Source organism: Bradyrhizobium sp. USDA 223 (assembly GCF_044909005.1).
GTDB classification, from domain to species: domain Bacteria; phylum Pseudomonadota; class Alphaproteobacteria; order Rhizobiales; family Xanthobacteraceae; genus Bradyrhizobium; species Bradyrhizobium yuanmingense.
Genome location: NZ_JBIYDR010000001.1, coordinates 5168789 through 5185340, shown reverse-complemented (window position 1 = coordinate 5185340; position 16552 = coordinate 5168789). Strand labels below are relative to the sequence as shown.

Sequence of the window (16552 nt, the reverse complement as noted above, 5' to 3'; positions counted from 1 at the left end):
GGATAGCATGAGGGTAAAGGACGACATCGGTGAGTGGTACCGCGGCGTTCCGCTGAGCGCCAAATGGCCCATCTTTACCGGCCTTGCCATCCTGGTTGTTTGGCTCGGGTGTTTCGGCATTTGGGCCGCAGTTGCCCCCCTCAACAGTGCGGTCGTGGCCTCGGGCACGTTTGTGGCTACCGGGCAAAACAAGCTAGTCCAGCACTTCGAGGGCGGCATCATCCGCGAGATTGCGGTTAAGGACGGGGATGTCGTCGAGGCCAACCAGGTCCTCGTTCGCATGGACGACACCGCTGCCAATGCCAAGCTGAGACGGCTGGTTTTGAAGAAGTATCGACTGCTCGCCATGAAGGCGCGTCTAGAAGCTGAAATGAGCTCTTCGGATACTATCAAAACTCCGGCCGCATTCAGCGAGAGTGCACGTGATCCAGAAATCAAAGCGATTCTTGAGCGGCAACGTGCCGAGCTTCAGGCACGCCGGGCTAGTCTGGTGACCGAGGAAAGCGTACTTGTGAAGCAGATCGCTGCGCTGGAGGAAAGCATCCGCGGATATCAGGCGCAAGTTCAGTCCACCAAAGAGCGTATTGCCTTGTTCGCCGAAGAGCTGAAGGACAAGAATTCGCTTCTTGGCCAACAGCTGGTCCGCAAGTCGGATGTACTGGCGTTGCGACGCTCAGAGGCGAGTCTCGGGGGTGACCTCGGCGAATATCTCGGCCGCATCGCCGATGCGAAGGAGCGGATCGCTCAGGCGAACGAAAGAATAGCGCAGCTCCACGCCACGACGCTCCGCGACGCGATCAAGGAGCTGCGCGAGACCGAGGCGGATCTGGACGACGGAGAGGAGCAGATTCGCGCCGCTCAGGATGTGGTCGATCGGGTCGATGTCCGGTCGCCGGTCCGAGGTATCGTGGTGAAGAACAATTTTCATACACCGGGCGGCGTGGTCTCTCCTGGTGTCGTGATCCTTGAGCTCCTGCCGATTGGCGAGGAGCGCATCATCGAGGCACATGTGAATCCCAAGGACATTTCGCACGTGAGTGTCGGCCAGGAGGCGCTGGTGCGGCTGTCGGCGCTCAACCAGCGCATCACGCCCATGGTCGGGGCGAGCGTCATCTACGTGTCAGCGGACGCCTTGGCGGAGCAAGTGCAGGGAAAGACCGAAGCCCGTCCCGACGGCGACACGCGTCGGGAATTCTATGTTGTTCGGCTGCGCCTGGACCAGGACGATATTCTCAGGCGAATGCCTGAATTCATCCCGACGCCTGGGATGCCCGCGGACGTTTACATCAAGACCGGAGAGCGTACGTTTTTCGAGTACATCATGAAACCTGTCCTCGACAGCTTCTCCCGCGCGTTCCGCGAAACCTGAAGCGAGCATTTTGGACTTGATGCTGAGCGCAGGGACGGTGAGCTCAAGCCTTTCGTCTAAGGCTTGCTAAACGGCGCCACTTCGCTCTCGCCGAAAGCTTTCGGTTGCGTATACTGACGCCGCGTTCAGGTTGATGCGGGGGGCCGAGGCTCTGGGCTGTAAGGGTAAAGGCGTCACTGACCTTACGCGCGACGCGCCCTCCCGCTTCGCCTTGGACCTTGTTCAACGGCTGCTTGGGGCTTTCCTAAAGTCGCTTCCTGCAAGCATATCAAGTGCTAATTGCAAAACGGCGGTGTTGGTTACCCACCGCCGCTTTGATCGCGCGCTCCCAAGTTCTCCTCGAGTTACCTTGCTGCTTGTGGCGGCTGCGGCTTAGGAACCGATGTCAGCATACGGATCTTCCATTGCCCGTTCTCACGAACATCAAGGGTCGTCCAGACAATATTCAAGTTAATAGGATCACCCTTCTCGGTCTTGCCGGTGACGTGCGCTTCGCCGGTGCGGATGACCATGTTCTCTGATAAAGGCTGAATAGCGTTGGTCGTGATTGCCAGATGATCCGCCCCTCTCTTGAACGCGCCTTCATAATATTTGGTGTTATCCGGCTCAATCCCATTCTGGGTCACTCGCAGGTAGTTCTTGGTGAAAAGCGACGTGATCCCTGCAGCATCCTTCTTGTTGAAGTGCTGCTCGTACGCTGTCGTCAACCTGCGGAATTCATCCTTGAGATTGTGATCTGATGCAGTCGCAGGGATCGTTGATAGCAACAGTGAAAGACATACAGCTCCCAATATGCGCATGAGTGTTACTCCCTACTGTTGATGCCTCCCTCGAATAGGGGATGGAGACGAGGCCGGCCTCCGTCCTCCTTAGCAACATCGATCGCGCGGTCGCGGGTTTGGGATGGGCAAGTACTGACCAGTTCCTCTTCGTACACGCTGCCGCCGACATCCTTGTTGTTCATCGATGATCGGCAAAGGCTCTCGGCCAATAACTACCAAGCCCGTTCCCGTTTCTAGGAGACCCCCTTCGTTTTCTTTAGCCACGAACGACAACGGCGCACGTCAGAGTACGAAGTCACTTACCGAGAGCGTGTGCCGGCCGACCAGGTCGATCTGGAATTCCGCGCTCGGGTCAGAGTCGACACTCCCCTCCACGATGGTATGCTCGGTGCCGGTTGCGTCGGTCTCATAGTGGTAGCCGAGTTGGCCACGCCCGAGTTGGCCCACGCCGCCGACCACGTTGGTGATTTCGCCAACAAACACGAACTCGGGATTGCCAGCTTGGCCTCCGTTTGCGTCGATCCCACCGACATCGATGCGATCTGCTGCCGCCGTAAAATCGATTATCAGATCTCGATTGGTGCCAAAACCTGCGGCCGCGGTGCTCGCGAATGTGAATGTGTCGTTGCCTGCTCCGCCAAAAAGCTCGCTCCTCGCATTGCTGGCCGTGATCGTGTCTTGGCCGGAGCCCCCCACCACGTTCTCAACGGATGTCAGACTATCGGTGCCGATCTCGCTGCTCGTTGCCGTCCCTGCAGTCAGGTTGATGACTGCATCGGCGCTGAGTCCGGCGAGGCTGTAGGTGTCGTTCCCGCCATTGCCGGTATAGTTATCATTGCCATCGCCTGCCGTGGCAACGAACATGTCATCGCCCGCTCCTCCGCTGATCGTGTCATTCCCACCGGCGCCAATGATCGTGTCGTTGCCGCCAGCGCCAGACAGCGTGTCAGCACCGCTGCCGCCGGTGATCGTGTTGGCCAAACCGTTACCGGTACCATTGAAGCTGCCGGTGCCGCCATAGGCCAGGTTCTCGATATCTGCGGACAAAGAATAGGTCGTGCTGGTCGCCACGACGGTGTCCGTGCCAGCATTCGCGGCTTCCACGATTACGTCCGACGAGTTGTCGACAAGATAGGTGTCGTTGCCGGCCAGGCCGACCAGCCGGTCGACGCCTCCTGCGCCATCGAGCGTGTCATTGTCGGCGCCGCCCGTGATAATATTGGCCAGCGCGTTGCCGGTACCTGCGAAATGGTCGGTGCCGACGAATGTGAGATTCTCGACATTGGCGATTCCGGAAAGCGTGAATACGGCGAGTGCCGTCCGGATCGTGTCGGTCCCTTCGCTGGTATTCTCGACGACGACGTCCTCAGAACTGTCCACGACGTAAGCGTCGTTACCCGCGCCGCCGGCCATCCTGTCGTTGCCCGTACCGCCATCGAGCAGGTCGCCACCAGCGCCGCCATCAAGCGCGTCATTGCCCGCGAGCCCCAGCAGCGTATCACCGCCGCCCTGGCCGCTGAGCGTATCTTCCTCACCGGTCCCGTTCAGAGTATTGGCGGCACCGTTGCCGATCAGGGATATGCCGGCCACATTCTGGACCGTAGCCGCAATGGCTTGCGTATCGGTGCCGCCATTGCCGTCGGAGACCTGGACGATGACGTCGTAGACGTTGTTCGCGTCGACGTCGATTGGCGTCTCAAAGTCAGGTGCGGCGTTGAAAGACAGCACGCCAGTGTTGGCATCAATCGCGAAGAGGTTCGCGTCTGATCCGCCAGCGATCGTATAGGTGAGCGTCTGTCCCGTGTCAGGATCGGCGGCGGTCACAGTCGTGACTGCCGTCGTATTCTCGGCGATCGCAATACCTGCCGCCGCCCCCCCGCCATCGGAGGTTATGGCTGGCGTATCATTCTTGTCGATGACATAGGCATCCCCCACAATGGTCGGCGGGCTGGCTTGCAGAATGGAGATCGAATTCGAGCCGAAGTTTGCGACTGCAATATCTAGCCGCCCATCACCGGTGAAGTCGCCGACTGCTGCCCAGCCGGGTTGGGTCCCGGCAGTCGCAAATAGCTGTTGGCTCTGGAACGTACCATCACCATTGCCGAACAGAACCGAAACGGAATTCAACAACGGGTTGGCGTACACAAGATCCAATGCGGTATCGCCATTGACATTGGCGAGTGTCACGGTGCCAGGTGCAACACCGTCACTTGCTATGCCGAGTGTATAGGAGAACGGCGCCCGGAAACTTCCATCGCCATTTCCTAACGCCACCGATACGGTTCCGTCGTAGCTACTGAACACCAAGTCCGTATCGGCATCGCCGTCGAGGTCCTCGAGCGCGACGGAAGCTGTGTGTGTGGAGGCGGGAACATTGGGAGCCGCCGTGAACGTGCCAGCTCCGGTCCCGAGGTAGATTTGAATGCCGAATGCCCCTGGAACGTTTGAGAAGGCGACATCTTCGATGCCGTCGCCATTGAGATCGGCGGCCGCAACGCCGAGTGGATCCGCGTTCGAGGCCAGCACGGTAGAGAGACTGAAACTACCGTCTCCGTTTCCAAGGAGCACGGAAACGCCGCCATTCTCGCCGGTGTTCGCAACGAGAACGTCGAGTCGACCGTCTCCATTGAGGTCCGCCAGCGCGGAATCCGATGAGTGGGCGCGGTTAGTCGGGGACGAAATCGCCGATTGGAATGTTCCGTCGCCATTGCCCAGGAGTACGGCAATGGCTCCGTTGGCGCCTGCGTTCGATATAGCGAGATCGAGCAGGCCGTCGTTATCGACATCGGCGATCGAAACGCCGTTGAGATCGTGGCCTGCAGCGTAGTTCACCGGCCCCTGGAAGGTGCCGTCACCATTGCCTAACATGACCGAAATCTCGCCCGAGGAGGATTCGGACACGAGATCTTGCTTGCCATCGCCGCTCAAGTCACCGCTCGCGACATGCCCAGCGATCCCTGAGATGGACGAAATGACCTGGAAGGCGCCTCCCGCCAGGGGATTGCCGGCGAGGTCGCGCACCTCCGCGCCGGTGACACCGAGTGCCACCGTGCCATCACCAGAGCCCGTATCGACGGTCACTACGTATTGTGCGCCATCGCTGCCCGTGACGGGCGTCACGCTGGCAATGCTGGCGCCGATCACGGCGCCAGTCGTCGTCAGAGAAAACTGGCTCGCATCCACGCCGGTCACGGCCTCGGAGAACGTGACGGTGTAGTGCACTGTTTGCGCATTCGTCGGCGTATCGTCGCTGCGCGTGACGCTCATGACCGTCGGCGCGATGTCGTCGACATCGGTCACGGTCACTGCAACTGCCTGCGTATTCGTTGCACCACTACCGTCGGAAACCTGCACGGTCACCCTGTATACGTTGTCGCCATCGGCGTCGGTGGGTGCCTCGAAGTTTGGGGCGGAGGCAAAAGAGAGCGCGCCAGTATCGGCATTGATCACGAACTTGCTGGCGTCTTCACCGCCTGTGATCGTATAGGTGAGGGCCGGCCCGGCCTCCGGATCGGTTGCGGCGAGGGTCGCCACGGCCGTGATATTTTCCGCAATCGAGATCGACAGCAGGTCGGGCGCGCCGAAAGTGGTGTCGAGGCTGCCGTCAGCGTTGTAGCGAAGGAGCGCGAAATCGGCATTCGACCCGTTGCTGCTATATCCCGCAATCAGGATCTTGCCGTCGGGCTGCAATTTGACGCTGTAGCCTTCGTCCGAGCCGAGGTCCATCTGCGTCGTGACCACTCCGCCAATGCCAAAGGCCGTATCGAGGCTGCCGTCAACATTGTAGCGGACAAGGGTAACATCCGTGTTCGATCCGTTGAAGCTATTGCCTGCGACCAGAAGCTTGCCGTCGGGCTGGATCGCGACGCTGCTCCCGACGTCGCTGCCCGGCACAACGCTAGTCCTGACCGTGCCGTCGCCGGCAAACGACGTATCGAGGCTGCCGTCGGCGTTGTACCGCACGACGGCGATGTCGGCATTCGGGCCCGTTTGGCTAATGCCCGCAATTACGATCTTGCCGTTGGCCTGCACGGCGACGCTTTGACCAACGTCATTGGTACCGCCAAAGTCCGTGGTGACCGTGCCGTCGCCACCGAAGCTCGTGTCGAGACTACCGTCCGGGTTGTAGCGAACGATTGCGAAGTCGTTCGGCCCGTTCCCGGTAAAACTATGGCCCGCGGCGATGATCTTGCCGTCCGGTTGCAAGGCGACGCTGTAGCTGGCGTCGTGAAACGCGACTGCCGTGGTAACTCTTCCATCGCCATTGAAGGTGGTGTCGAGACTGCCATCCGCGCTGTATCGCACGATCGCGAAGTCGAAGCTCGAGCCATTAAAGCTGTAACCTGAAAGGACGATGCTTCCGTCGGATTGCAGCGCAACACTCTGGCCAAAGTCATCGACCAGCAGATCTGTAATGACCTTGCCACCGTCGCCGAAACCGGTGTCCAGACTGCCGTCGGCGTTGAATCGCACGATGGCAAAATCGGAGTCCGCGCCCGACCCGGTATAGCCTGCAACCAGAATTTTGCCGTTAGGGTCTACGACAACACTATAGCCATTGTCATCGGCACCGCCGAAATCGGTGACTACCTTTCCATTACTGCCAAAACTCGTGTCAAGGCGGCCATCTACGTCATAGCGAACCACGGCGAAGTCGACACCCGTGCCGTTGAAGCTACTGCCAGCCACCAAGATCTTCCCGTCAGGCTGCACGGCCACGCCTCGACCAAAGTCATCAGCCGGACCGATGGTCGTCGTCGTCATGCCATCGCCGACGAACGTCGGCGCCTCATTGACGTTGCCGACCGTCACGGCAATCGCCTGCGTATCCGTTCCACCGTTGCCGTCGGAGACTTGCACCGTGACGTCGTAGACGTTATCGTTGCCAGCGTCGATCGGCGCCTCGAAGTCCGGCGCAGTGTTGAAGGAAAGTGCCCCCGTGCTGTGATCGACGTTGAAAAGGCTCGCATCCACTCCACCGGCGATCGCATAAGTCAGGGTCTGCCCGGCGTCCGGGTCGGTGGCTGTCACCGTCGTGACCGCCGTCATGTTTTCCGCAACCGAGACGCCCGCCGTGTCGCCGCCGCCGTTCGAGGTGATGGCTGGTGCCTGGTTGTCGGGCACGACCTCGAAGATTTGTGCGCGCACGGCGTTGCCGGAAGTGTCGCTGCCCGTCTGGCTGGCATCAGTCCACGTGACGACAAAACGCCCATCGGGCAGGGCGGTGATTGCCGGCTCAACTTGGTTACCTGCCGTTGTGGTGTTGACCAGCAACTCGGAGCCGGACGGCACGCCATCGGCGTCGAACACCTGCGCCCGCACGGCCCACGAGGACGTGTCGCCGCTCGTCTGGCTGTCATCGGCCCACGCGATCACAAAATGCCCGTCGGCCAACGCGGTGATGGTTGGGTCGGACTGATTGCCTGCCGCCGTGCTGTTGACCAGGAGCTCGAATCCGGACCGCGCGCCATCGGCGTTGAGTATCTGCGCCCGCACGGCGAGCCCGGACGTGTCGCCGCCCGTCCGGCTGTCGTCGGTCCACGCGACGACAAAGCGCCCGTCGGTCAACGCGGTGATGGTTGGCAGGTACTGAAAGCTTGCCGTCGTGGTGTTGACCAGGAACTCGGAGCCGGCCGGCGTGCCATCGGCGTTGAACACCTGCGCCCGCACCGCCCACGAGGACGTGTCGCCGCCCGTCTCACTGACATCCATCCACGCGACGACGAAACGCCCGTCGGCCAGGGCGGTGACTACGGGCTCAACTTGGTTACTTGCCGTTGTGGTGTTGACCAGGAACTCGGAGCCGGCCGGCGTGCCATCGGCGTTGAATATCTGTGCCCGCACTTCGTACTCGCCCACGTCGAAATCGTCCCACGCGATCACGAAACGCCCGTCGGCCAGAGCGGTTATGGCGGGCCTGACCTGGCTAGTCGTCACGGTGTTGACCAGGAACTCGGACCCGGACGGCGTGCCGTCGGCGTTGAAGACCTGCGCTCGCACGGCAGCGCCGCTCGTCGGACTGTCATCAGTCCACGCGACGACAAAACGCCCGTCGGCCAGGGCGGTAATGGTGGGTTCGATCTGATCGCTTGCCGTCGTCGTGTTGACCAGGAACTCGGAGCCGGCCGGCGTGCCATCGGCGTTGAACACCTGCGCCCGCACCGCCCACGAGGACGTGTCGCCGCCCGTCTGACTGAAATCAGCCCACGCGACGACAAAACGCCCGTCGGCCAGGCCGGTGATGATTGGCTGGGACTGATTGTTTGCCGTCGTGGCGTTGACGAGGAATTCAGATCCGATGGCCTGAATAGTCATTGCCGTCTCCCCTCCGTGGCCGCGCCTTATTTCTTCTTTTCTTGAGCGCCTGGGCGCTCGAATTCTGAACAGGCTGCGAGCGGCGCGAATGATGCAAATGTACCAATCGCCATGTACCTCGTTCGAGGTAGGGGATGCTTGCTGTCGCTAAGCCTCTGCTCCACCCTAGCGACGTTGCGACGGACTGCCGTAGCCCAAGTGGGTCTAGCGAGGATCGCGTAACCCTGTAAATCCCGCATACCCTTCCGATCTCGATGTCCCAGAGGTTTGCTTGGAAGGGGCAACCGCGATTGAACGTCGGGACGAACCACGACGATCAACAGGCACAAGGTCCCGTGAAATCACCAGGCCAACTGCCCCGGTTACTCAGCATGACGCGAAACGCCACAAGTCCGCGAACCGTGGAGAACACTCGCTTGAGCACATTTCGTACGGTCTCGTTCGCGATTCCGAGCTTCTCGGCCGGCTCCTTTGGAAGCGCTGCAGGCCAGCGAGCTGGGAAAGGGAGCAGCGTCGTAGATCGCCTCGGTTGCCGTAAACTCTGGCTCGTGGCGGTTGCGCATCGCACGTTCTCATCACTCGTTCGGCTCCAGGTCCAGATGCGTCGCCGGCGTCTCACCGAGATCCGAATATGCCCAGCGTTCCGACGATCGCGGTCACGAGCTCGGCTTGCCGCCGCGTGTCGGTCTTCTCGAGCGCTGATGCGAGCTGGTTGCGCACGGTGTTGCGCGAGTGGCCGCTGGCGCGCGCATACTCCGCCAGCGTCCGGCCCGCGATCAGCGCGCTGACGAGCCGCGCCTCGGCGGCGGACAATTTGAATGCCGCCTGGATCGCCTCTGGGGGAATAGATAACGCACACTCGGCCGCGACAACCAGCACAAGCGCGGTCGCCTCGGCGCGGAGACCGAGCATGAATTCCGAGCGATGGTTCGGTCCGTTTGGCTGCTCCGACCGCATGGGCACGGCCCAGGCAACGAACGCCCGTCCGGAGGCGCTTGAGGTCAAACGCACGGGCTGGGTTGCGAGCGCCGTCGGCGGGCGCAAGGCGCGCATCATGGCGACCTCGAATGCAGCGTTGTCGGCGCAATTGGCGGCGCGCAGCCGCTTGGAGCGATCGGTGCATAGCACGCTGTCTCGCCGTAACAGGTCTTCCGCCTTTTGATTGGCGAGCAGGAGCCGCCCGGTCCCATCAACCAGGAACGCGGCCAGCCTCAGCGCATCAAGACCGGTTCCGAGCGCTCGCTGGGCTGTGCGCGCAGCCGTCGTAACGCGATTGATCTCGATGGCGCGCATCAGGTGCGGCACCAGCAGCGCCAATTGACGTCTGTAGGTCTCTCTGTTGCTGCGGTACACGGACTCGTGCGGAGCGATGCTTAGCAGCGTCACGCCATAACCGTCATTGTGGAGCGATACACCCAGATGATCGGTGGTGATGCCCTGCGGTCTCATGAAATCGGCGTAAAACTCGGTGCGTTCAGCGATCTCAGGGTCAAGAAGATCGCTTGCGTAAATTACCTTGCCGACAGGGATGGTTTCGAGGCGTGCCGGTGGATACGGATTGATGCTGTGGAAATGCTTGGCATAAGACGAGTTGAGTCCGGGATCGTCGCCGAAATGTCGGAATACAGGTGTGGTTGCCGTAGCCACATCATAGAAATGCAAGATGCCGCGCGCGCCGCCAAAGGGGCCCGGCAGCGCATTGAGGAACGCCTGCCATCGTTCGGGATCGAGCGCCGAGTCGTAGAGCATATCTAGCAATCGGGGGAACTCTTTCTCGTAGAAGATACGCATGGCGCCGCCCCTCCGGTCACTCGTCCGGACCGAGGTCCAGACATGGCGCCAGCGCCGTCACGACGCCAACCAGCTCCGCTTGCCGGTGAACACCGAGCTTGGCCATCGCGGCTGCCAGCTGGTTGCGCGCGGTGGCGCGGCATATGCCAAGCCGATCGGCAGTTGTCTGCAGGCTGTCACCCTCGGTGATACTCAGGACTACACTCGCTTCGGCTTGCGACAGCCTATAGAGGTTCTTGAGCACCTCGCTCGGGGGACTTGGCGCACGTCGCCGGTCGTTGATCAATACGAGGGCAAACCCTGGATCCGCGCCCAGAGTCGCGAGCGTCTTCGAGATCCTGAACGGCAACACGAGAACCTGATAGCGCCCGTTGCCCCCATTCGTCACCATAAAGCTCGCCGGAGGCGGCGCCTTCGCCGTCACGAAACCACTCTGGAGCGCGCGATGAAACGCTTCGTCCGCCCGACACGCGACGAACGTCAGCTCCGATGCCAGCGACATGCGCACGAGCCGACGTTGCTCGAGAAAAACGACGGCCCGTCGATTGGCAGCCACCACCTTGCGCGGCGGGCGCACCAAGAACGCGGCCCCGGAGATTCGATCGAGCAGCCCTTGCAATCCCCCCTCGGTAGCCCGCGCCGCGCGCAGGCGGGAGGTCATTTCCAGCGCCCGCGCAAAGTGCCGACCGACGCTGTGCAAGAATTGCGCGGCGGGCGCTTCGAGACGCGACAGGCGCTCGGGGATATCGCAGCTGAGCCGCGTCAAGGAGCCGGGCGATCGCTTGAACGTCAGGTTGGCGCCGTGCGTATAGTCGCCGGCCGGTTTCAGCCATTCGTGATAGAAGGGCTGCCGGTCAAGCCATTGCCGGCCGAACATCTGGGACGCTCGCGCCACCTGTCCCGGCGCAACGCATCGCAACAGGTCGTTGTACGGGTTCAGCTTATAATAGTGCGCGACGTATTGCCTGATCGAGTCCGGATCCCAGCCGGCTGTCGTTGTCGGCGGAAGATGGCCAATGCCGTCCATACAGATGAACAGACTGAAGGCTGTCCCTGGAAACAGACTGTGGCAGCTCGCGACCGCCTCCGGCCAGTGTGCAGGATCACAGCCCGCCTGGTAGATCTGATCGACTGTTTCAAGCAAAGCTCTGGTGGAAACAGACATGCCCCGGCCATCATCAATTTAAAAAAGAGCAACCGCACTTTTGCGCCGATCTGGCTTAGAATCGCGAGCATGTCGAAGCAGCGCAAAGTGACAACCAATTTCGTCAGCTCGTAAAACCGCTGCTCCGCATTCGTCACTTCCTCTATGTCGCCGGGGTCGAATTCCGACGGCTGTCGCCACGTTGGTGCATTACGATCTGGATTGCCATAACCCCTCTCCTCCGAGTTGTGCGGCCCCAAGATCCGGACGCAACGATCTGGCTAAGAAACGCGAACCACATTCGAACGGAACGTGCTTGCCTTCTGCAGAACGGCGGCAACGTACGGTCGGTGCATCGTCGAGGCCTCGTGCGTGACCCGCTGTGAGTTGTCGGAACGGTTGATGCTCAGTCGCTAATTAAATAGATATTTAATAACCAATTTAATCAAGCGGCAAGAGGAATTCGCTACACAGCGCGAAATTCCGGGCGCTTGAGTAATTTAGCTTTATAATCGACTACGTCGCCGCCGTGGATTAATTACTCGGACCCTCGAGTAGGTGCGCGACAATAGACACTTCCGACGCTCGGACTCACGGCCGTTCCCTGTTCGGGCGCCGCCGACTCGCTGATACGAGGTCTCGATGATGTCCTCAATGCAGGACGCAACCATGCCGCCACTGCCGCGGGATCACAGGACGCATCCGCACCGAGCCGATTGGGCATAGGCCGAAAGGCGCGGGTCGATCCCGGCATGCGCCTCGCAGAAGCAGTCTATGATCTGGCTGACTTTATCTCTGTAGTCGCGGTGCCAGTGCCCAAGGCCGTGTAGAGCGCTTTCCTGACAGGCGATCGATTCAAGCTGAAGGATACGGTCCATGGTTTGCAGCGCGCAATCGTGGAGCGTTGGGAGGGCGGGGTCGTCGGGAAGAGCCAGGCTCGGAAACGCATCCCACCACATGTAGCAAACACCGTTTAGGGCTTTGCTGGCGGCTTCGCTCAGGTGGGACAGGCTAGGGTCGCAACGAGGCTCGAACAATTTCGCAAACAGCGCGGCGACAGACGTGACGCAGCGAACACGGTCTTCGACCGGAACATCAGTTGAACAAAGCCACCGGCTATCGCCGCCGGCACTGGTATTGACGAGGTAGGTTAGGCCCTGCGCGATTTGGCTGTCAGCAAATCCCTGTAACGCTGGCTCCGGGTCTTCAAACAGTCGGGTGAGATAAGACACGGCGTCAGCCGCCGGCGGATCCCACCAATCATGCTGGGGATCGAAGTACCACGGTGCTTGCTGAAAGCGAACCTCGCGTCCAAATGCGTGCTCCAGCCAATCATCAAAACTGAGGTTTTGAAGGCGCATCGCAGGTGCCGCGGCTCATACAAAGCAAGTCGATCGGCCAACGACATCGCCGTCGCGATAAGGTCCGCATCGCTATGAAGGTCGTGGGCCGAGGCGGTTTCGCTTAAAACCAAGTCAATGCTAGGCTAGATGCGGAATGAAGCCAAGCCGCGAAACTTGCAGCGTCCAGCCTGGCGGGCCGGTCCACGACCATGTTCTTCTATGGCCGCAATACTGACGCCGCGATCAGGTTGTGCAGGAGACTGGCCGCAGCTGCGGCCGCTAGGATCAGTCCCGTTGCGCCCATTCGCCCTCACTGAGCCGGGCGTGACGGAGCAGGTCGGGCGCGATCCTGGTTCATGATAGAAGATTTCAGTGACGTTACTTTGATCATGTCATGCCCCAGCTTCCCAACCCCAATCCCATTCGTCCCGGTCCCGGTCCTGAACAGCGACTGCGCAATTTGCAGCGTCGTTTCCGTGCGGTATCGGCGCGCCATGATCGTACCCCCAAGCTGCGCTCTGCTAGGCTGCGCAGGGCCATCACGGCATTGATCGCAATCGCTGCCGTGTTGGCCGCATATCCAGCAATTTGGCTCCTTGTTTCGAGCCCGTGGCCGGTCACGATCACGCTGAAACACATCGCGTCCGCCCCCAATTGCGATTTTGCCCGCTTGGTCGGCTTAGCACCCGCGCGGCGCGGAGAGCCCGGCTATTGGCAGCACCACGATGCGACGGGGATGGGGTTGCTTGCGAACCATGGCGGCCACGTTGGGGAGAGGTCCCGCAACGAACAATAGCAATGGCCAGTTCGGATTGAGTTACGCAGGCGTTTGCGTCGCGCCCAAATAGTGGTCGTGTTGACGCGAGCACATTCCCTGATCATCGACGGAATTTCCCTGTTAGGATTTCAATGCACCGCGACGCAATGCCTGCGATTTCAACCCTCATTTCGGATTTTACGCCCGTTGGCGCCCCTGCGACGGGCATTTTTCCCTGCAGAATTCCCTGTAAGCAGGGAATTGATCGCCGGCGCTTTTTGCACTTTTAGACAGGCGTTTTTAATGTCGGCGTAGCTTGGGCTATGGGCGGGCGGAGGCGCGAGTTTCCCTGTTCGCCGTCGGCCACGCTTGTTCGGCCGCTCTCCCAAAAGCACTAAGAGAGTGAGTCAAACAAAAACCGCCGCGGCCGTTTGCTCGGGCGCGGCGGTTGATGAGGACGGTTGGGTGCGCTTAGCGTGTCGCTCCGGTTGCCTTTACCGCACGTACCAATATCCCCACCAGCGCTGGGACACCGGCCGTGCCTGCGCCTTCATCGCTGCGACTTCTTCGGCCGGGCGAAGCTGCGGGCCATAGACCGCCGGCGGGTAGACGTCGTCCCAGAACACAAGCCCGCCCTGGACGGCGGCTGCCCGCTGTGACGGGGCAAGCGCGAGCTCGGCGGCTGATGTCGCGGATGCTGCCAAAGTGAGGCCGAGAGCGGCCAGGGCAATGGTTGGAATAAGGGCGCGGAAGTTCATTGGATTGAATCCCTCATGAAATGCGATGGGTGATAATGCGACGGGTTCCGGATGGTTGCAAGGGTACGGGCAGGCCGGCTGACGCCGAATTTCCGGTTGCAGGAGCGCATGGTCTCGCCGAGGCGCGTCGGATCGACCGCGACGAGCCTTGATGCATTGGGCTGCGAGAACGTCTCTTAGATATGTGGTCGTCATATATATAGAGTGTTCGATGATCACCTCCGGCCGTGACGAGGTCAGACAGAGGTCGGCAGCTTTGCCACGCGCGCGGCATGCATGGAAGCGATCGAACCTTGAACATTTTTTCGGCGCTCGTGAATCCTCGAGAACCATGATGTCGACACACTGCTCACTCTTGATAGGACGCGCACGATCCAGGACGACTCCCAGGACGACTCTCATGACTACTGCGTTTGTCTCTGCTTCCATTTTCGGCGCTGGTCTCATTCTCGGATACGCGCTACGCGCCTGGCGCGTCCAACGAAGAGCCGTGAGCTCATCCAGCAGCGCCTCGCGCCGGGCGTCGCGGCCCGCTCCGACCTCGACGTTCGGCCACGCCCGGCGAGCCTTCTAGGCATCGTCCCATTCGATGACGGTATCCAGCTTCACACTGAACCCGATGGGACATGACGACATGAGTGAGCCCAAGAAGGATGCGCCGCGACGCTACATCGTGGACGGCGCCGGACAGCGCGTGCTTGTCGGTCTGACGATCTCGGAAACGATCGAGTTCGAAGCGCTGGACAAGCCGGACACCCGTCCCGGCGCCGAGCTGCTCGGGGAGGCGGCGCGCGTCCGAGAGGCCAGGCTTGGCGAACGTTGGGTGGAGCTCTACGTCAAGCACGAGCGAGCCTGGAGCGACTGGATGGCCCAGACGCGTGCGCGGCCGGCGCAGCCGCAATTGCTCAACTAGATATCGCGAACGTCCATCCCCTCCCTGAGACGGTCTCGGGCATCGGTGGCAGGAGGCTGAAGCTCATCACACCGCGAGCATACGGCTTCCCTGGATGCTCATCAGGGTGAGGTTGCCGGTCGCATAGGCGCCGGTGTCGATATTGGCGCGGTTGGCCAGTAGTTCGGCGCTGCGGACCGGCGTATGGCCGTGGACGATATATTTGCCGAACTGCTCCTCGCTCTGCAGGAATTCCTCGCGAATCCAGAGCAGATCGCGCTCGGTCTGCTCGGCGAGCGGCACGCCCGGGCGAACGCCGGCGTGGACGAAGAAGAAGTCTCCGCAACTGAAGCTCAGCCGCAGATTGTCCAGGAATTCCAGATGCTCGGTCGGCATGGCGCGAATCAAGTCGCGCAGGATCGATGCCGGCTCGTCGCGCCTGAGATCGGGCGGAGCAAGCCCGTAGGACATCAATGTCTGGGTCCCGCCGAAGGCGATCCAGTCCTCGAACAATGAAGGGTCTTCGAACACCCTCACCAGAAAGGCCTCGTGGTTGCCCTTGAGGAAGACCGCATTTCCCCGGCGGCTCCGCTCGACCAGGATGTCGAGGGTGGACCGCGTATCCGGGCCGCGATCGATGTAGTCACCCATGAAGACTTCGACGGCATAGCGCGGCCGGCTGCGCGCAACGTCGGCGTCGATCACCCGCAGCATGGGCTCGAGCAGATGCGCGCAGCCGTGAATATCAGAGATCGCGTAAATGCGGACGCCGTCCGGCAATTGCGGTTTGGGAAGCGACGGGTGGGATCGCGCAAAAGATTTCATGGCGCTCATCGATCGGGTGGTCGGAAAAATATCCCCAAGTCACCGGCACCGGAGAGCGTCCATCCAACGCGAACAACGCGAGTTCCGTGGGGCCGCAGCTCGTTGTCGGTGCCGATCACGCCAAAAGAAGGGCACGGCATTTTTTGCCGACTTGTTTGATGGACTTCGGGAACGAGAGGGGGCCGTAGGAATTGCATCGCTGCCTCGGCGTGTGCGGCAAGTCTGCATGACTCGTCGCAAATTCTCGCATACACCCGCAGATAGAAATCTCTGGAAATTCTCGCAAGTGATCCGATGTTTGCGTTCGTCGGCAGCAAGCAGCGCCTCAAACTTGAGCGAACAGCGGCCCGTGCAACGATAGCGTCGCATCGGATGCGGAACTTGATTCAAAATAGGGCAGTTCGTTCGCTCGTATGTCAGCACTGTGACGACATTTTCAGCGCATCGAATTTCGCCGCGCATCTCAACGCGACACATCGTCCGTGCGCCGCAAAAGTTTCGCGTGCAGCGCCACAATGTCGCTGCGATCGACCAACACTTTCCGTGCGGGGAATTGACGAGTCTTCAGCATCACGA

The 16552-nt window shown here is 60.8% G+C and carries 9 protein-coding genes; 2 read left to right on the top strand and 7 right to left on the bottom strand.

The features are described from left to right. Window positions 1–7 precede the first annotated feature (7 nt). Window positions 8–1369, top strand: a complete 1362-nt coding sequence (locus tag ABIA40_RS24060; RefSeq protein WP_404543495.1) for an HlyD family type I secretion periplasmic adaptor subunit — start codon at window positions 8–10, stop codon at window positions 1367–1369. A 344-nt stretch (window positions 1370–1713) separates the two neighbouring features. On the opposite strand, the gene ABIA40_RS24055 is transcribed toward ABIA40_RS24060, so the two are convergent. The 6 genes from ABIA40_RS24055 to ABIA40_RS24030 form a co-directional block, all read right to left on the bottom strand. Next, window positions 1714–2169, bottom strand: coding sequence for a YybH family protein (locus tag ABIA40_RS24055; RefSeq protein ID WP_404543494.1), 456 nt, complete (start codon window positions 2167–2169; stop codon window positions 1714–1716). A gap of 264 nt (window positions 2170–2433) precedes the next feature. Continuing rightward, entirely contained in the window at window positions 2434–8466 is a 6033-nt protein-coding gene (locus ABIA40_RS24050) for an FG-GAP-like repeat-containing protein (RefSeq protein WP_404543492.1), read from the bottom strand. 615 nt (window positions 8467–9081) lie between these two features. Then, window positions 9082–10257 carry a helix-turn-helix transcriptional regulator gene (locus ABIA40_RS24045; RefSeq protein WP_404543490.1) on the bottom strand — a complete coding sequence of 392 codons (1176 nt, stop codon included), beginning with the start codon at window positions 10255–10257 and terminating at the stop codon, window positions 9082–9084. A 16-nt stretch (window positions 10258–10273) separates the two neighbouring features. Then, the gene (locus tag ABIA40_RS24040) at window positions 10274–11422 is read right to left on the bottom strand and encodes a helix-turn-helix transcriptional regulator (RefSeq protein WP_404543489.1); all 1149 of its coding nucleotides are present in this window, start codon (window positions 11420–11422) and stop codon (window positions 10274–10276) included. Between the two features lie 668 nt (window positions 11423–12090). After that, window positions 12091–12762 (bottom strand): hypothetical protein, encoded by a 672-nt coding sequence (locus ABIA40_RS24035; RefSeq protein WP_404543487.1) that lies wholly within the window; start codon window positions 12760–12762, stop codon window positions 12091–12093. Between the two features lie 1233 nt (window positions 12763–13995). Then, a complete protein-coding gene (locus tag ABIA40_RS24030) occupies window positions 13996–14259 on the bottom strand; it encodes a hypothetical protein (protein ID WP_271538512.1) in 264 nt (87 codons plus the stop codon). Between the two features lie 634 nt (window positions 14260–14893). Between ABIA40_RS24030 and ABIA40_RS24025 the strand changes: the two genes are divergently transcribed. Then, entirely contained in the window at window positions 14894–15172 is a 279-nt protein-coding gene (locus ABIA40_RS24025) for a hypothetical protein (protein ID WP_404543485.1), read from the top strand. A 66-nt stretch (window positions 15173–15238) separates the two neighbouring features. Here the strand turns inward: ABIA40_RS24025 and ABIA40_RS24020 are convergent, their stop codons facing one another. Next, window positions 15239–15976, bottom strand: coding sequence for a metallophosphoesterase (locus tag ABIA40_RS24020; protein ID WP_081492935.1), 738 nt, complete (start codon window positions 15974–15976; stop codon window positions 15239–15241). Between the last annotated feature and the right edge of the window lie 576 nt (window positions 15977–16552).

Bases quoted from the DNA above. Each gene is read 5' to 3' on its own strand.
- ABIA40_RS24040 (WP_404543489.1), bottom strand. From the start codon at position 11,422: ATGTCTGTTTCCACCAGAGCTTTGCTTGAAACAGTCGATCAGATCTAC.
- ABIA40_RS24050 (WP_404543492.1), bottom strand. From the start codon at position 8,466: ATGACTATTCAGGCCATCGGATCTGAATTCCTCGTCAACGCCACGACG.
- ABIA40_RS24055 (WP_404543494.1), bottom strand. From the start codon at position 2,169: ATGCGCATATTGGGAGCTGTATGTCTTTCACTGTTGCTATCAACGATC.
- ABIA40_RS24030 (WP_271538512.1), bottom strand. From the start codon at position 14,259: ATGAACTTCCGCGCCCTTATTCCAACCATTGCCCTGGCCGCTCTCGGC.
- ABIA40_RS24025 (WP_404543485.1), top strand. From the start codon at position 14,894: ATGAGTGAGCCCAAGAAGGATGCGCCGCGACGCTACATCGTGGACGGC.
- ABIA40_RS24045 (WP_404543490.1), bottom strand. From the start codon at position 10,257: ATGCGTATCTTCTACGAGAAAGAGTTCCCCCGATTGCTAGATATGCTC.
- ABIA40_RS24035 (WP_404543487.1), bottom strand. From the start codon at position 12,762: ATGCGCCTTCAAAACCTCAGTTTTGATGATTGGCTGGAGCACGCATTT.
- ABIA40_RS24060 (WP_404543495.1), top strand. From the start codon at position 8: ATGAGGGTAAAGGACGACATCGGTGAGTGGTACCGCGGCGTTCCGCTG.
- ABIA40_RS24020 (WP_081492935.1), bottom strand. From the start codon at position 15,976: ATGAAATCTTTTGCGCGATCCCACCCGTCGCTTCCCAAACCGCAATTG.